The organism is Kocuria rosea (assembly GCF_006094695.1).
Classification (GTDB): domain Bacteria; phylum Actinomycetota; class Actinomycetes; order Actinomycetales; family Micrococcaceae; genus Kocuria; species Kocuria rosea.
Window position 1 is genome coordinate 1,033,877 of record NZ_CP035103.1, and the last position, 15,343, is coordinate 1,049,219.

The window sequence follows — 15,343 nt, forward strand, 5'->3', positions numbered from 1 at the left end:
TCGATCAGCCTTCTCTCGAGCTTCGGGGGTCGGTGGGCCGGGGCGCGTCGCCCGGCGCCCCGGACGGGGCGTCGTCGTCCCCGTCCACGACCTCGGTGGTGACGGCCCGCGCCCGGGCCACGGAGACCCGGTCCAGCACGAGGGCCAGGACGGCGCCGGCCGCCAGGCCCAGGACCGTGCAGACGGAGACCATGAACAGGGTCACGGCCCCCTGGGTGAACTCGGCGCTTCCTCCGCCGGACAGTCCCACGAGCACGCCCACCACGGCGCCGAGGACGCCGCCGAGCAGGACGAACGCCCAGATGTTCGGGGCGCGGCGCAGGGTCATCTGCTGGCTGCCGGAGGCGGCCAGCGGCACGGCCGTCCGCACCCGGCGGCGCCGGCGCGGGAGCTTCCGCGGGGACGGGCGCGCGGAGGGGGAGGAGGGAGTGGAGCTCATGCCCTCAAGGCTACCGGGGAAACAGGGGGAGGGCGTCCGCGAGATCGGTCCTTGTGCCCGAGGCCACAGCGGTCCCCGAGGCGACGGCCTCCGGCCAGGTCACGGCCCCCGTCACCAGGCCGAGCCACGTGCGGGCGTCGGTCTCGACGACGTTGGGCGGGGTGCCGCGGGTGTGCCGGGGGCCGGCCACGCACTGGGTCACGCCGAAGGGCGGGACGCGCACCTCCACGCTGTTGCCGGGCACCCGCTCGGCGAGCTCCTCGAGGGTGTAGCGCACGGCGGTGGCCACGGTCCGGCGCGGGGTGCCGTCCGGGTCCGCGCGCCAGGCGCTCAGGGCCAGGGTCCCGTCCGCGGGGTCGACGCGGCGGCGGGCCACGGCCTAGTCCTGCCCGAGCGCCCGGACCAGCTCCGGGCCGAGCAGCTCCAGCAGGGGGTCCGCTAGGCGCAGCCGGCCCACGGGGCGGGACCCGCCCATGACCGGGCGCACCACCTGCCCGATCACCGCGGCGGCCGCCGCGGCGGGCACGGCCCCGGCGTGGGCGAGCAGGGCGAGGCCGATGAGCGCGTTGGCGCGGGACCCGCCGTCGAGGACCTTGAGCGCCACGGACCACCCGGTGCGGGTGCCGAGCGCGAGCACGCCCTCCGCGCCGAGCTTCGCCACGACGTCCAGCTCCTCCATGACCACGGTGTTGTACCTGCCCCGCCCGTGCACGAGCTCCGGGTAGTCGAGCATGCACTGGGAGACCGTGGCGGCGCGGGCGTCGGCGTCGAGGTTGCCCGCGGCCCGGCCCAGCGTCGAATACGCCCGGGCGAGGCCGGTCAGGGAGATCGCCGCGAGGGGGGCGCCGCACCCGTCCACGCCCACGTGGGCCACGCGCTCGCCGGAGAACTCCTCGACGGTCTCCAGCACCGTCCGCTGCAGGGGGTGCTCGGGGTCCAGGTAGCTGTCCGTGGGCCAGTCGTTCTCGGTGCAGGCCCACAGGAACGCGGCGTGCTTGCCGGAGCAGTTCATGCAGATCCGGTTCTTGCCGCGGCCGGCCCGCACGAGCTCCGTGCGGACCTCCTCGTCCTCGGGCCAGTCCGGCGGGCACTGCAGCGCGTCCTCGGTCAGGCCGGCGGCCGTCAGGATCGAGCTCACGGCGTCGAGCTGCTCGAAGGAGCCGATGTGGGACGCGGAGGCGATGGCCACCTGGGCCCCGCGCAGCGGGACGCCGGCCTTCATGGCGGCGATGGTCTGGAACGGCTTGAGCGTGGAGCGGGGGAAGATCGGGGTGCCGATGTCGCCCAGTTCGACGGCCACGGCCCCGTCCGGGTCCAGGACCACGGCGGAGCCGCGGTGGCGGGACTCGACGAAGCCGCTGCGCTCGAGCACGGCGAGGTCCACGGCACGGTCCGAGGTGAAGGTCTGCATCGCCCCAGTATGTCAGCGGGGACGAGGATTCCCGGCGGGTCCGGGGCCGTGCCCGCATGCCGGGAACGATGTGCCACTTCCCGGTGCCGCCAACTAGCCTGAGGGCGTGAAGGTTCTGGTACTGGGCCCCGGAGGCCGCGAACACGCAATCATCCGCGCACTGCTGGCAGATCCCGAGGTCGAGCAGGTGCACTGCGCGCCGGGCAACGCCGGGATCGCGCAGCTCGTCCCGGTGCACGCCGTGGACGCCGACGACCCCGCCGCGGCCACCGCGCTGGCGCGCGAGCTCGCGGTGGACCTCGTCGTCGTCGGCCCCGAGGCCCCGCTGGTGGCCGGGGTGGCCGACGCCCTGCGCGAGGCCGGCTTCCTCGTCTTCGGCCCCTCGCGGGCCGCGGCGCGCCTCGAGGGCTCCAAGGCGTTCGCCAAGGAGGTCATGGCCTCCGCAGGGGTGCCCACCGCGATGGCGCGGGTCGCGACCACGGAGGAGGAGGCCGCCGACGCCCTCGACACCTTCGGCGCCCCCTACGTGGTCAAGGACGACGGGCTGGCCGCCGGCAAGGGCGTGGTCGTCACCGCCGACCGCGCGGCGGCGCTCGAGCACGCCGCCGCCTGCTTCGCCGCGGGCGGGAGCGTGGTGATCGAGGAGTTCCTCGACGGGCCCGAGGTGTCCCTGTTCGTGCTGACCGACGGCTCCCGCGTGATCCCCCTGAGCCCCGCGCAGGACTTCAAGCGGATCCACGACGACGACGAGGGCCCCAACACCGGCGGGATGGGCGCCTACACGCCGCTGCCGTGGCTGCCGCAGGGCTTCGTGGAGGAGGTCGTGGAGCGCGTGGCCCGCCCCACGGTCGACGAGATGCGCCGCCGCGGCACCCCGTTCGTGGGCGTGCTATACTGCGGGCTGGCCGTGACGACCCGCGGTCTGCGGGTCATCGAGTTCAACGCCCGGTTCGGGGACCCCGAGACCCAGGCCGTGCTGGCCCGGCTCACCACCCCGCTCGGGCGGCTGCTGCACGACGCCGCCGCCGGGCGCCTCGACGAGGCCGAGCGGCTGCGCTGGCGGCCCGAGACGGCCGTCGCGGTGGTCGTCGCCGCGCAGGACTACCCGGACAGTCCCCGGAAGGGCGACCCGATCGGCGGGCTGGAGGACGCCGAGGCGCTCGAGGGCGTGCACGTGGTCCACGCCGGCACCGCGGTGGCCCCGGAGGGCGAGCACGCCGGGCGGATCGTCTCCGCCGGCGGGCGGGTGCTCGCCGTCGTCGCCCTCGGCGCGGACCTCGACGACGCCCGCGAGCGCGCCTACCGGGGCGTGGGGCTCGTGGCGCTCGAGGGCTCGCAGCACCGCACCGACATCGCGCTGAAGGCCGCCCGGGGGCTGGTCACCGTTCCCGGCGCCTCCGCCCCCCGTCCCCGTCAGGAGCAGGCATGAGCGAGCAGGGCACCGTCACCACCCCACCCGAGATCCCCGGGTGGAGGCACATCTACTCGGGCAAGGTCCGGGAGCTCTACGTCCCCGACGAGTCGCGGCTGCGGGCCACGGGCGTGGCCATCTACGACGACGCCGAGTACCGGGCCGGCTCGGTCCTGGTGCTGGCCACCGACCGGATCAGCGCCTTCGACGAGATCCTCCCCACGGAGATCCCGGACAAGGGCAAGATCCTGACGCAGCTGTCCCTGTGGTGGTTCGAGCAGCTCGCGGCCGTGCCCAACCACGTCCTGTCGACCGACGTGCACGAGTCCGTCCGGGGGCGGGCCATCGTCTGCAAGAACCTGTCGATGTTCCCCGTCGAGTGCATCGCCCGCGGCTACCTGACCGGTTCCGGCCTCAAGGACTACCGGGAGACCGGCGAGGTCTGCGGGATCGAGCTGCCCCCGGGGCTCGTGGACGGCTCCCGGCTCGCCGAGCCGATCTTCACCCCGACCGGCAAGGCGGAGGTGGGCGAGCACGACCTCCCCATCACCTTCCAGGAGATGGCCGACGGGGTGGGCCACGCGGTGGCGGACCGGCTGCGCGAGCTGACCCTGGAGATCTACACCGCCGCCGAGCGGATCGCCCGCGAGCGGGGGATCATCGTGGCGGACACCAAGGTGGAGTTCGGCCTGGACTCCTACCGCGGCGCGATCACCCTCGGGGACGAGGTCCTCACCCCGGACTCCTCCCGCTTCTGGGACGCCGAGACCTACGAGCCCGGCAAGGCCCAGCCCTCGTTCGACAAGCAGTACGTGCGGGACTGGCTGCGCTCGGACGAGTCCGGCTGGAACGGGGCCGGCCCCGTGCCCCCGCTGCCGGAGCAGGTGGTGGAGCGGACCCGCGCGCGCTACGTCGAGGCGTTCGAGCGGCTCACCGGACGCACCTTCGACCCGGACGGCAGCTTCTTCGAGGTGGCCGGCCCGCTCGAGTACTGACGGCGGGGGCGGCGTCAGGCGCCGGGGGAGTCGGGCGTCCACAGGGCGCGGCCCATGTCCACGCGCACAAGATGCCGGTCGTCCTCCCGCAGGGGAGTGCCCTCCTCGCGGTACCGGTCCCGGGCCTCGGCCTGCAGGTGGTCGGCGAGGGTGCCCTGCACGGTGACCACCCGCCACCACGGGAGGTCCTCGCCGGTGGGGTTGCGGGCCATGAGCGTGCCCACGAGGCGCGCCGAGCGGCACTCCGCGAGCTCCGCGACGTCCCGGTAGGACAGCACCCGGCCCGGCGGGATGGCGGCCACGACGTCCGCCACGCGCCGGGCCAGGCCGGGGTCCGGCTCGGCGCGCTCGGTCACAGGGCTTCCCTGCGGTCCACCGGCAGGCACACGTCGAGGACCCACTGGCCGTCCGCGGCACCGCTCTCGGCGTGGCCGCCCAGCAGGGAGACGCGTTCCGTGATGCCCCGCAGGCCGAGTCCCGAGGACATCTCCGAGGAGTGGTCGCCCGTGCGCTGGGTGCTGCGCGGCATGGGGTTCGCCACGCGCAGGCACAGCTCGTGCTCGTCCGCCGTCACCTCGATCCGGCAGCGGGACCCGGCCGGGGCGTACTTGATGATGTTGGTGACCGCCTCCTGCAGGATGCGGGCGGCCGTGCCGCGCACGGTGGTGGGCATGGCCTCGAGGTCGCCCGTGATGACCACCTCCGGCTCGAAGCGCAGGTCCCGCAGACTCGCCGCGAGGGACGTGACCACGTGCTCCAGACTGCCGATGGACAGGCCGGCGCCCGTGACGTCCCGCGGGTGCTCGCCCTCGTTCTCGTTGCGCAGCAGCCGGAGCATGACCCGCAGCTCGTGCAGCGCAGAGCGGGCGGCGCCCTCCACGGTCTCGAGGACCTGGTGCAGCTCACCGACGTCCCCGGAGCGGCGCCGGCTCATGGTCTGCATCGTGATGAGGGTGAGCTCGTGGGCGACGACGTCGTGCAGATCGCGGGCCAGGGCCTGCCGCTCGTCCTCCCGGAGCCGCTCGTTGAGGATCTCGAGGTCCCGCACTCGCTGCTCGCTGCGGCGGCGCTGCTGGGCGAAGTAGCGCACGGCCCCTCCGACGAGGGTCACGACGAGCAGAGGAATGAGCAGATTCCAGAAGACGCTTCCGTCGAACCCTCCCTCGCGGAACGACGCGGCCGCCACGATCCAGGCGAAGTAGACGGAAAGGTGGACTTTGATGAAGCGGTCCGTCGCCGTGGCCAGGACCGACACCGTCACCACGGCCGCCGCGATGATCGCCGCCCCGTAGTCGTGCAATATCATTGACGACACCAAGCACGCCATCGATGCCAGGGATGCCCAGGTGGATCTCCACGCGACCAGGCCGATGACGGCGTAGGACAGGATGCTGTCCACGGCGAACATGATCTCCAGCGGCGCGGAACCCTGAAAGTTGCTGAGCAGATGCCGCAGATCGTCCATCATGGTCACGAGCGCAAAAAGAACGAGCACCGCGGACAACCACCAGGCCAGGGGCTCGGCGTGGAAGAACGAGGTCTTCCCGGCTGTGCGCGGTGCGCGTTCCAGAGATGCAGTTACATTAGCCACACCTGAAGTGATACATCATCGGCAGATCGCGGGCCACCAACCGCACACAACGTAGCGCGGCGCGGCGTTCGCGGGAGCGATGGGAACGGCCACCAGGGTGGCGGCGACAAGCGTGGCAGCGATGGCGCTGTGGATCTTCTTCTTCATGGGGGGCTCCTCGGATCACGAGAGCAGCACCGGATCGGGGGGCCGCGGCCGGGGTGGGGGAGGGATCTCCCAGCCGCGAGGGGGGTGTGCTGCTCTGGTAGTTACCATTTTGCCAACGTTAACCGGACTGACCTATCGACCTTTGTCCAGACCATTTGTGACTTTTGTCGAATATGACGTGTTGCACTTTGGGGGACATCGAAAAATAGACTGTGCGAGTGACTGATTGCAGAGTGCTTGTCGTGGACGACCAGCCGTTGATGCTGGAGGCCCTGAAGTCCTTCTTCTCGGCCGAGCCCGGTTTCGAGGTGATCGGGACCGCCGCCAACGGACGCGAGGCCGTGGACCGATGTCTGGCCATCGACCCGGACGTGGTGCTGATGGACATGAAGATGCCCGTGATGGACGGGATCGAGGCCACCCGGGAGATCACCTCGCGCAGTCCCCGCTCCAAGGTGCTGGCCCTCACCACGTTCTCCACGCTGGAGTTCGTGGTGCCCGCCCTCCGGGCCGGCGCGGCCGGCTATCTCGTCAAGGACGCCCGTCCGGACGAGATCATCGACGCCGTGAACCAGGTGCTCAACGACGAGATCGCTCTCTCCCCGGCGATCGCCCGCGCGCTCGCGGACAACGTCATCTCCGTGCCGGACCAGCAGCAGCCGGCGCGGTCGGCGGACAGCGGCCTGCGCTCCCTGCTGACCGACCGGGAGATGGAGACCGTGACGCTCCTGGCGCAAGGGCTGAGCAACCGGGAGATCGCCGAGCAGATGCACGTCTCCGAGGGCAGCGTGAAGGCCTACCTCGGGCGGGTCTGTGAGAAGTTCGGCGTCCGCGACCGGGTGCAGGCGCTGATCAAGGCGTACCAGAGCGGGCTCGTCGATCCGCAGCTGCGCGATCTCTGAGTCTGGGGCCCCGTCTGCAGTCCCGGTCCGGACGGAAGTCCAGGAAAGTTGTAGACGAAAGTGCATTCATCTGCATTAGCAAACCCGGCATAGTGATCAGTGCGAGCAGAGAAGAAAAGTCGGTGGATGAGTGAGAGACATCCCTACGGCGCACGGCCCAACCCCCCATGAGGCCGAGCCCCGGACCGGATGGTCCACCGACCTGCTCACGGTAGGGGGCCGCCCCGGGACAGTCCCCCCTGGACCCGGGATGTGGCCGCGCAAGGCCTGGATCACCTTGCACCCCCCCCTCGGCCGATGGCCCCCTACCGTGCAACATCTGCTCCGCATACCTGGCAGACGAGAACGGCCCCACCGGAACCGGTGGGGCCGTTCTCGTGCGTCCGGGGCCTCTGCCGGGTCGTTCCGCCGGGCCCGGGGGTCGGAGCCCTCAGGGTCGTCCGGTCACGCCCGCCGGTCCTGCCCCTCCTGAGCGGCGACGCTGTGGCCGAAGAACCAGGTGATGTGCTCCCGCAGTGCGGCGGCGGCGTCCTCGCCCCGGCGCTCCTGGAAGGCGCGCAGGATTTCTCGGTGCTGCTCCTGCAGGGTGCGGCGCACCTGCGGCCAGTCGTCCAGACCGGCGACGGTCTCCTGCACGTACCCGATGGTGGCCTGGCGCAGTGAGGTCATGATCGTCTCGACCACCACGTTGCCGGCCAGGGAGGCGAGCAGGATGTGGAACTGCGCGTCGTGGGCGTGGAAGTGCTCGTCCGGCAGGTCCGGGTCCTCCATGGCGGCCACGAGCTCCGCGGCGCGCCCGAGCACCGCCGCCCGCCACGGGGTCTCCGCCGCGGCGGCCGCCTCGCGGGCGGACTGGGTCTCGAGCAGCAGCCGGGTCTGCACGAGGTCCCGCACCGGCAGCGACCGGTTGGCCACGTGCATCCGCAGCGCCCACCCGAGCGCGGCCGAGGGCTCCGCGATGACGATCGCCCCCGCGTTCGGCCCGGACCCGGTCGACGAGCGGACCAGTCCCATGGCGTCGAGGATCCGGATCGCCTCCCGCACCGAGGCGCGGGAGATGCCGAACTCCTCGGCCAGGTGGCGTTCCCCGGGCAGCTTGTCGCCCACCGAGATCTCGCCCGTGCGCAGGCGCTCCTCGAGCCAGTCGAGGACGACGGTGTACATGCGTGCGGCTGCGGGCACGGGGGGCTCCTCAGAGGGTGGGCGGGACGCGGACCAGTCTAGGGAGGCGGCGGGGCCCCGCCGGACCGATCGGTCCAGCGGGGCCCCGGGGCGTTGTGCTCAGGAGGTCGGGAGCATCCAGGCCAGCACGTTGGACTGCAGGAACACCAGGGTGCACAGCAGCAGGAGCAGGCCGAGGGACCACCAGATGACCGAGCGGAAGATGGCGGACTCCTTGCCCTCCATGCCCACCGCGGTCGCGGCGATGGCCAGGGACTGCGGCGAGATCATCTTGCCCACCACGCCGCCGGAGGTGTTCGCCGCCGTCATGAGGTGCGGATCGAGGCCGGTGCCCTCGGCGGCGGTCTTCTGGAGGTTGGAGAACAGCGCGTTGGCGGAGGTGTCGGAGCCGGTGACCGCGGTGCCCAGCCAGCCGAGCACGGGGGAGAGGAACGCGAAGGCCGCGCCCAGACCGGCCACCCAGGTGCCGATCGAGATGGTCTGGCCGGACGTGTTCATGACGTAGGCCAGGGAGAGCACGCTCATGATGGTCAGGGCGGAGAAGCGCATCTTCCAGAACGAGCGCCCGATCTCCGCCACGGCGTTGCCCACCGAGAGCCGGAAGCGGCCGTTGCCGTGGAACACCGAGTAGATGACGGCGACGAGCAGGCCTGTGATCAGCAGCAGCGTGCCCGGGCTGGAGAGCCACTGGAACTTGTAGATGGTGCTCGTGACCGGCTCGCCGGCTGCGTTGAGGAGGTGTCCGTGCAGGCCCGGCCAGGGGATGGAGATGTCGGTGGCGGCCAGGGCCCCCGGGATGCTCACGCCGAGGGTCCACAGCTTGGCCAGGCCGAAGACCGCGACCACCAGGACGTAGGGCAGCACGGCCATCCACACGCGTGCCGGGGTCAGCCCCTCGGGTGCGGGAGGCTTCTCCACGCCGAGGCGGGTGCGGACGGCGTCGGCGCCCTTGGGGCGCCAGAAGCGCAGGAGGATCACCGCGGCGGCCAGGCCGGTGAGGGAGGCAACCACGTCGGTGAGCTCGTAGGAGAAGTACGTGGCGCACCACCACTGGGCGACCGCGAAGGAGACGCCGATGACCAGCGCGGCCAGCCACGCCTCCTTGAGCCCGCGCACGCCGTCGATGATGAACAGCAGGATGAACGGCACCATGACCGCGAAGAACGGCGCCTGGTGGCCGACGACCGCGCCGATCCGCGCGGGGTCCAGACCGGTCAGCACGCCGGCGGTGGTGATCGGGATGGCGATCGCGCCGAACGCCACGGGCGCGGTGTTGGCGATGAGCACCACGGTGGCCGTCTTCAGGGGCTTGAGCCCCAGCGCCAGGATCATGGTCGCGGTGATCGCGACGGGCGCGCCGAAGCCGGCGAGGGCCTCGAGCAGGCCGCCGAAGCAGAACGCGATGAGCACGGCCTGGATGCGCAGGTCCCCGCCGCCGATGGTGTCGAAGATGGTCCGCAGGTCCTCGAAGCGGCCGCTGAGGACGGTCACCTGGTAGAACCACAGCGCCATGACCACGATCCACACGATGGGGAACAGGCCGTAGACCGCGCCCTGGGTGGCGGAGAGCAGTGTGAGGGAGAGCGGCATGCCGAAGGCCAGGACGGCGACGACGATCGCCGCCAGCAGCGCGGTGGCGCCCGAGACGTGGGCGCGGGCCTTGACGCCCAGCAGCATGACGAAGAACGTGAGCAGAGGGATGGTGCCGACGAGGGCGGAGAGCGCGACGCTCCCGCCGACGGCATCGGTCATCGCGGTAAAGGTGGTCACTCGGACTCCCAGGGACGGGGACGGACGGAACGGTGCGTGGCCGACGGGGAACGCGTCACGGCTATGGTCGGACCACAATGGTCTGACCACGAAGAGTACATGAGCCACGTCACACGGCCAACCGCTCTCCCGAGGTGGCGCGATCGTTGCGCCGGTCGATTGTGTGACGGGGTTCACCGGTCTAGCATGGTCAGACCACAGGCGGCCCGGCGTCGTCGTCCCGTCTTCCCGCTCCCGACTCCGGAGGTCGCATGAGAATCGCCCTGTTCGCCACGTGCATCGTGGACGCGATGTATCCGCGGGTCGCGCTGGCCACCGTGCGGGTGCTCGAGCGGCTCGGCCACGAGGTGGTGTTCCCGCCCGGCCAGGGCTGCTGCTCCCAGATGCACGTCAACAGCGGCTACTTCGACGACGCCCTGCCCGTGGTCCGCAACCACGTGCAGGCCTTCTCCGCCGTGGACTACGACGTCGCCGTGGCGCCGTCGGGCTCCTGCGTCGCCTCCCTGGGCCACCAGCAGCCGATGATCGCCCGCGCCGGCGGGGACGAGGCCCTCGCCCAGGAGGCCGCGGCCGTCGCCGCCACCACCTACGAGCTCTCGCAGCTGCTGACCGACGTGCTCGGCGTCCACGACGCGGCCGCGCAGCTCGGCTCCTGGTTCCCCCACCGGGTGACCTACCACCCGTCCTGCCACGGGATGCGGCTGCTGCGCCTGGGGGACCGGCAGAAGGACCTGGTCGCCTCGGTCGGGGACATCGACTTCGTCGAGCTGCCCGACGCCGAGGAGTGCTGCGGCTTCGGCGGGACCTTCTCGTTCAAGAACCCGGACGTCTCCGCCGCGATGGCCGAGGAGAAGATCGACAACATCGTCTCGACCGGGGCCGAGCTGTGCACCGGGGGAGACGCCTCCTGCCTGATGCACCTGGGCGGGGCCATGGCCCGCCGGGACTCCGGACCGGGCACCGTCCACTTCGCCGAGATCCTCGCGTCCACCCGCGAGAACCCGCTCGAGGTCTCCGGGCCGGTCGAGCTGTCCATCCCGGGGCCGGGGGCGCGCCGCACGGCGTCGTCCTCGGCCCCCCGCACGACCGGAGGAGCTCGATGAGCCGCACGGCCCTGGGCATGCCCGCCGTCCGCCCCGTCCACGGCCAGGGGAACCTGCACGCGCAGACCGCGTTCCCCGCCGCGGCGAAGGCCGAGATGGGCAACACGCAGATGCGCGCCAACATCCGCCACGCCACCCACACCATCCGCGGCAAGCGCGCCGCGGTGACGGGGGAGCTGCCCGACTGGGAGGAGCTGCGCTCCGCCGGCTCCGCGATCAAGGAGCAGGTCATGGCGAACCTGCCGCACCTGCTCGAGGAGTTCGAGCGCAACCTCACGGCCCGCGGCGGCACCGTGCACTGGGCGCGCGACGCCGAGGAGGCCAACCGGATCGTCACCGAGCTCGTGCAGGCCACCGGGTCCACCGACGTCATCAAGATCAAGTCCATGGCGACCCAGGAGATCGGCCTCGAGGAGCACCTGGCCGGCCATGGGATCACCGCCACGGAGACGGACCTGGCCGAGCTGATCGTCCAATTGGGCCACGACAAGCCGTCCCACATCCTGGTCCCGGCGATCCACAAGAACCGGCACGAGATCCGCGACATCTTCCTGGCCGAGATGGCCGAGACCGACGAGACGCTCACGTCCGAGCCCCGGGACCTCGCCGAGGCCGCCCGCACCCACCTGCGGGAGAAGTTCCTCTCCACCTCCGTGGCGGTCTCCGGGGCGAACTTCGGCGTGGCCGAGACCGGGACGCTGACCGTGGTGGAGTCCGAGGGCAACGGCCGCATGTGCCTGACCCTGCCCGAGACCCTGATCACCGTGATGGGCATCGAGAAGATCGTGCCCACCTTTGCCGACCTCGAGGTGTTCCTGCAGCTGCTCCCGCGCTCCTCCACCGGGGAGCGGATGAACCCCTACACCTCGATGTGGACCGGCGTGACACCGGGGGACGGCCCCCAGAACGTGCACGTGGTGCTCCTGGACAACGGCCGCACCGCGGTGCTCGACGACCCCGCCGGGCGCTCGGCGCTGCACTGCATCCGCTGCTCGGCGTGCCTGAACGTCTGCCCCGTCTACGAGCAGGCCGGCGGTCACGCCTACGGCTCCACCTACCCGGGGCCCATCGGGGCGATCCTCTCCCCGCAGCTGACCGGCATCACCTCCGAGCAGAACGCCTCCCTGCCCTACGCCTCCTCGCTGTGCGGGGCCTGCTACGACGTGTGCCCGGTGAAGATCAACATCCCGGAGATCCTCGTGCACCTGCGCGACGAGGACGTGCGCACCCAGCACGGCGAACGCTCCGACGACGGCGCCGCCGCGGCACCGGCCCGCACCCGGCGCCTGCCGCAGGCCCCGTCCGAGATGGACCTCATGATGAAGGGGGCGTCCTTCGTGATGTCCTCCGGCAAGCGCATGGCGCTCGCCGAGAAGGCCCTCCCGCTGGGCCGGGCCGTGGCGGGCAGGGACCGCGCGATCAGCTGGCTGCCCGGCACGGCCGGAGGCTGGACCGACGAGCGGGACATTCCCGCCCCGCCGAAGGAGTCCTTCCGCAACTGGTGGGCCAAGCACGCCGACGAGACGCAGCAGCGGGTGGCCGCCGACGGCGGCCCCGTCACCGACGACGCTGCCGCGGCAGCCGACGCTGCCGGCACCACGGGTGCCGCTGCCACAGCGGGCGCCGCCGGCGCCCCGCAGGACGGGCCCGCGGACGAGACCCAGCACGACAGGGGAGAGCGATGACCGACGCCAGGACCGAGATCCTCAACCGGATCCGCGGGGCGCTGCACGACACGCCCGCGCCCGCACCGGCGGAGCGCACCTACCGCCGCGCCTCGGACCGGCCGCACGAGGAGGTCGTCGAGATGCTCGAGGACCGGCTGGTCGACTACAAGGCCTCGGTGCACCACGAGACCCCCGCCACCCTGCCGGGACGGATCGCCGAGCTGCTGGGCGCGTCCGCCCGCTACGTGGTGCCCGAGGGCCTGGACCGCGCCTGGCTCCCCGAGGAGTCCGGCATGCGGCGGGTCATCGTGGACCCCAACGACGCCCGGGCGGCCTCCGCGCTCGGGGTGCGGGAGCTCAACGCCGTGGACGCCGTGGTGACGTCCTCGACCGTCTCCTGCGCCGAGACCGGCACCATCTTCCTCACCGGCCGTCCCGACGAGGGCCGCCGGGCGATCAGCCTGGTCCCCGACCACCACATCTGCGTGGTGCCGCTGGACTCGGTGGTCGAGCTGATCCCCGAGGCCCTCGCCCTGGTGGAGCCCACGGCCCCGGTCACCATGATCTCCGGGCCGTCCGCGACCTCGGACATCGAGCTCGAGCGCGTGGAGGGCGTGCACGGGCCCCGGAGGCTGGACGTGATCCTGCTCGGCTGAGCTCCCGCCCGCGCCGTCCGGTGGTCCTCCGCCGCGCGGCTGCGGCTCCGTACAGTGGACGTCGTCGGACGTCACGAGCGGCCGGTCCGGGCTCTCCCGCGGGAGGGGCCGGACCGGCCGCGGCACGGGAGGGGCAGCGGTGAGACGGGTTCTGGGACGTCCTGTGGACGAGCAGACGCGGTGCGTGCACTACCGCACGCCGCTGGACGTGGTCGCGATCAAGTTCTGGTGCTGCCAGGAGTGCTACCCTTGTCATCTGTGCCACGAGGAGACCGCCGGCCACCCGGCGGCGCAGTGGCCGGTCGAGGAGCAGGACGCCGAGGCCGTGCTCTGCGGGGTCTGCGGCCACGAGCTCTCCGTGCGGGAGTACCTGGCCGCGGACGGCTGTCCGCGGTGCGCCGCCCGGTTCAACCCGGGCTGCGCCCTGCACGCCGATCTGTACTTCGAGCCGGCACCCCGGGACTGAGACGCCCCGGGACCCAGTCGTCCCGGGGCGGCGGCAGCGCCTCCTGGACGCACCGGGGCGCGGCAGCGGCCGCCCGCCGCTGACCAGGACGAGGAGAGGACGGCTTCCACGGTGTCGATCAAGCATCCGCTGCGGGACCGGTCCCGCCGGGCGGAGCCCTCCGCCCCGCCGGGGCCGCCGGGGACCCGGTCCTCGGAGATCCGGCTGACCGGGGTCACGGTCACCCGGGAGGGCCAGGACGTCCTGCGCGACGTCGACCTGTGCCTGGACGAACATCGCATCGCGGTGATCGGGCTCAACGGGTCGGGCAAGTCCACCCTGGTGCGCCTGCTCAACGGACTGCTGCTGCCTACCCGGGGCACCGTGCAGGTCGGTGGGCTGTCCACCGCGACCGACGCCAAGCGCATCCGGCGGCAGGTGGGCTTCGTGTTCCAGAACCCGGAGAACCAGATCGTGATGCCGCTGGTGGCCGAGGACCTCGCCTTCGGGGCGAAGAACCTGGGCCTGCGCGGGGACGAGCTCTCCGCCCGGGTGGACGGGGTGCTGGAACGGCTGGGCATTGCCCACCTGGCCGAGCGGGAGTCCTACGCCCTGTCCGGGGGCGAGAAGCAGCTGGTGGCCCTGGCCTCGGTGCTGGTGATGGAGCCGTCCACGATCGTCTTCGACGAGCCGACCACCATGCTCGACCGGCGCAACCGGCGCCGGCTGCAGGTCACCATCGACGAGCTCGACCAACGGGCCGTCGTGGTGACCCACGACCTGGAGCTGATCGGCGGCTACGACCGGGTGCTGGTGGTGCATGAGGGCCGGATCGCCTTCGACGGCGCCCCCGGACCGGCGGTGGAGTTCTACTGCGGGATCAGCGACTGATGGGCGCGGCCCGGCAGCAGGACGCCTGGACCGGCGCCGCCCGCCCCCACGGCGCCCGACCCCACGGTGACGGTGGGTTCCACCTTGCCGGGCCCACCGGTGTGCTGGCCCGGATCCCGGCCGGTCCCAAGTTCGCGTTCCTGTTCGCCGCCAGCCTCGGCATCTACGCCGTGACGCACCTGGGTCTCCAGGTCGCCGTCTTCGCCGTGGCCGTGACCGCCGCGTGGCTCACCCGCACCCCGCCGGCCCGTCTGGCGCGGCTGCTGGCCGGGCTGGTGCTCATCGTGGGGATCGTCTTCCTCACCCCGGGGTTCACCACGACCTGGGAGGCGGCGGCGGTGGCATCCCTGCGGCTGCTGAGCCTGTGCCTGTTCGCCTGGGCGGTGAGCCTGTCCACCACGTTCGCCCAGATGCTGGCCCTGTTCGAGCGGCTGCTGGCCCCGACCCGGCACCTGGGGCTGAACCCGGCCCAGATGAGCCTGGCCCTGTCGATGACGATCCGGTTCATCCCGCAGATCCGCACCCAGTACCTCGAGGTCCGCGAGGCCCAGTTCGCCCGCGGGCTGCACAACAGTCCGGTGGCCGTGCTGGTGCCCCTGCTGGTGCGGACCCTGGAGTCGGCCCAGGAGATCGCCTCCGCCCTCGACGCCCGCTGCTACGACTCCGCGCCCCCACCACGGGCCACGTCCCGGACCGCCACCGACTGACCCCTGGCCCACCCCGACCGTCCCAG

The 15,343-nt window shown here is 72.2% G+C and carries 17 protein-coding genes; 9 read left to right on the forward strand and 8 right to left on the reverse strand.

The genetic code is table 11. The features are described 5' to 3' along the window. Window positions 1–4: 4 nt before the first annotated feature. The 3 genes from EQG70_RS04765 to EQG70_RS04775 are packed head-to-tail and all read right to left on the reverse strand — an operon-like array spanning window position 5 to window position 1,850. Window positions 5–439: a hypothetical protein gene (locus EQG70_RS04765; protein WP_017832572.1), complete on the reverse strand. Its 435-nt coding sequence runs from the start codon at window positions 437–439 to the stop codon at window positions 5–7. A 10-nt stretch (window positions 440–449) separates the two neighbouring features. Then, window positions 450–815, reverse strand: a complete 366-nt coding sequence (locus EQG70_RS04770; RefSeq protein ID WP_109268202.1) for a sterol carrier family protein — start codon at window positions 813–815, stop codon at window positions 450–452. Window positions 816–818: 3 nt separating this feature from the next. Next, window positions 819–1,850, reverse strand: coding sequence for an asparaginase (locus EQG70_RS04775; protein WP_035928311.1), 1,032 nt, complete (start codon window positions 1,848–1,850; stop codon window positions 819–821). Between the two features lie 106 nt (window positions 1,851–1,956). Between EQG70_RS04775 and purD the strand changes: the two genes are divergently transcribed. After that, a complete protein-coding gene (purD, locus tag EQG70_RS04780) occupies window positions 1,957–3,279 on the forward strand; it encodes a phosphoribosylamine--glycine ligase (protein ID WP_109268201.1) in 1,323 nt (440 codons plus the stop codon). Then, a complete protein-coding gene (locus EQG70_RS04785) occupies window positions 3,276–4,256 on the forward strand; it encodes a phosphoribosylaminoimidazolesuccinocarboxamide synthase (protein ID WP_109268200.1) in 981 nt (326 codons plus the stop codon). The genes purD and EQG70_RS04785 overlap by 4 nt, the downstream gene beginning before the upstream one ends. Before the next feature lie 14 nt (window positions 4,257–4,270). On the opposite strand, the gene EQG70_RS04790 is transcribed toward EQG70_RS04785, so the two are convergent. The 3 genes from EQG70_RS04790 to EQG70_RS18720 form a co-directional block, all read right to left on the reverse strand. Beyond that, on the reverse strand, window positions 4,271–4,612 hold the full coding sequence (locus EQG70_RS04790) for an MGMT family protein (protein ID WP_109268199.1): 342 nt from the start codon (window positions 4,610–4,612) through the stop codon (window positions 4,271–4,273). After that, window positions 4,609–5,724 (reverse strand): sensor histidine kinase, encoded by a 1,116-nt coding sequence (locus EQG70_RS04795; RefSeq protein ID WP_138976452.1) that lies wholly within the window; start codon window positions 5,722–5,724, stop codon window positions 4,609–4,611. The genes EQG70_RS04790 and EQG70_RS04795 overlap by 4 nt, the downstream gene beginning before the upstream one ends. Before the next feature lie 138 nt (window positions 5,725–5,862). Next, window positions 5,863–5,994, reverse strand: a complete 132-nt coding sequence (locus EQG70_RS18720; RefSeq protein ID WP_017832565.1) for a hypothetical protein — start codon at window positions 5,992–5,994, stop codon at window positions 5,863–5,865. 260 nt (window positions 5,995–6,254) lie between these two features. On the opposite strand from EQG70_RS18720, the gene EQG70_RS04800 reads away from it, so the two are divergent. Continuing rightward, window positions 6,255–6,896 (forward strand): response regulator, encoded by a 642-nt coding sequence (locus EQG70_RS04800; RefSeq protein ID WP_017832564.1) that lies wholly within the window; start codon window positions 6,255–6,257, stop codon window positions 6,894–6,896. A 444-nt stretch (window positions 6,897–7,340) separates the two neighbouring features. On the opposite strand, the gene EQG70_RS04805 is transcribed toward EQG70_RS04800, so the two are convergent. Both EQG70_RS04805 and EQG70_RS04810 read right to left on the reverse strand, forming a co-directional pair. Next, window positions 7,341–8,060, reverse strand: a complete 720-nt coding sequence (locus EQG70_RS04805) for a FadR/GntR family transcriptional regulator (RefSeq protein ID WP_095650397.1) — start codon at window positions 8,058–8,060, stop codon at window positions 7,341–7,343. A 117-nt stretch (window positions 8,061–8,177) separates the two neighbouring features. Further along, entirely contained in the window at window positions 8,178–9,848 is a 1,671-nt protein-coding gene (locus EQG70_RS04810) for an L-lactate permease (protein ID WP_031282543.1), read from the reverse strand. Between the two features lie 251 nt (window positions 9,849–10,099). On the opposite strand from EQG70_RS04810, the gene EQG70_RS04815 reads away from it, so the two are divergent. From EQG70_RS04815 to EQG70_RS04840, 6 genes are all read left to right on the forward strand, one after another. Next, a complete protein-coding gene (locus tag EQG70_RS04815; protein WP_109268197.1) occupies window positions 10,100–10,951 on the forward strand; it encodes a (Fe-S)-binding protein in 852 nt (283 codons plus the stop codon). Beyond that, a complete protein-coding gene (locus EQG70_RS04820; protein WP_109268196.1) occupies window positions 10,948–12,636 on the forward strand; it encodes a lactate utilization protein B in 1,689 nt (562 codons plus the stop codon). The genes EQG70_RS04815 and EQG70_RS04820 overlap by 4 nt, the downstream gene beginning before the upstream one ends. Beyond that, on the forward strand, window positions 12,633–13,274 hold the full coding sequence (locus EQG70_RS04825) for a LutC/YkgG family protein (RefSeq protein ID WP_109268195.1): 642 nt from the start codon (window positions 12,633–12,635) through the stop codon (window positions 13,272–13,274). The genes EQG70_RS04820 and EQG70_RS04825 overlap by 4 nt, the downstream gene beginning before the upstream one ends. Before the next feature lie 163 nt (window positions 13,275–13,437). Further along, a complete protein-coding gene (locus EQG70_RS04830) occupies window positions 13,438–13,740 on the forward strand; it encodes a CHY zinc finger protein (protein ID WP_241975603.1) in 303 nt (100 codons plus the stop codon). Window positions 13,741–13,851: 111 nt separating this feature from the next. Next, entirely contained in the window at window positions 13,852–14,610 is a 759-nt protein-coding gene (locus EQG70_RS04835) for an energy-coupling factor ABC transporter ATP-binding protein (protein WP_109268194.1), read from the forward strand. Then, entirely contained in the window at window positions 14,610–15,317 is a 708-nt protein-coding gene (locus EQG70_RS04840) for an energy-coupling factor transporter transmembrane component T family protein (protein WP_109268193.1), read from the forward strand. Before EQG70_RS04835 ends, EQG70_RS04840 begins: the two co-directional genes overlap by 1 nt. Window positions 15,318–15,343 lie beyond the last annotated feature (26 nt).

Excerpts from the sequence above, each read along its gene's own strand:
- EQG70_RS04765 (WP_017832572.1), bottom strand. The coding sequence starts at position 439 with ATGAGCTCCACTCCCTCCTCCCCCTCCGCGCGCCCGTCCCCGCGGAAG.
- EQG70_RS04775 (WP_035928311.1), bottom strand. The coding sequence starts at position 1,850 with ATGCAGACCTTCACCTCGGACCGTGCCGTGGACCTCGCCGTGCTCGAG.
- EQG70_RS04785 (WP_109268200.1), top strand. The coding sequence starts at position 3,276 with ATGAGCGAGCAGGGCACCGTCACCACCCCACCCGAGATCCCCGGGTGG.
- EQG70_RS04795 (WP_138976452.1), bottom strand. The coding sequence starts at position 5,724 with ATGATGGACGATCTGCGGCATCTGCTCAGCAACTTTCAGGGTTCCGCG.
- EQG70_RS18720 (WP_017832565.1), bottom strand. The coding sequence starts at position 5,994 with ATGAAGAAGAAGATCCACAGCGCCATCGCTGCCACGCTTGTCGCCGCC.
- EQG70_RS04800 (WP_017832564.1), top strand. The coding sequence starts at position 6,255 with ATGCTGGAGGCCCTGAAGTCCTTCTTCTCGGCCGAGCCCGGTTTCGAG.
- EQG70_RS04805 (WP_095650397.1), bottom strand. The coding sequence starts at position 8,060 with ATGTACACCGTCGTCCTCGACTGGCTCGAGGAGCGCCTGCGCACGGGC.
- EQG70_RS04815 (WP_109268197.1), top strand. The coding sequence starts at position 10,100 with ATGAGAATCGCCCTGTTCGCCACGTGCATCGTGGACGCGATGTATCCG.
- EQG70_RS04820 (WP_109268196.1), top strand. The coding sequence starts at position 10,948 with ATGAGCCGCACGGCCCTGGGCATGCCCGCCGTCCGCCCCGTCCACGGC.
- EQG70_RS04825 (WP_109268195.1), top strand. The coding sequence starts at position 12,633 with ATGACCGACGCCAGGACCGAGATCCTCAACCGGATCCGCGGGGCGCTG.
- EQG70_RS04840 (WP_109268193.1), top strand. The coding sequence starts at position 14,610 with ATGGGCGCGGCCCGGCAGCAGGACGCCTGGACCGGCGCCGCCCGCCCC.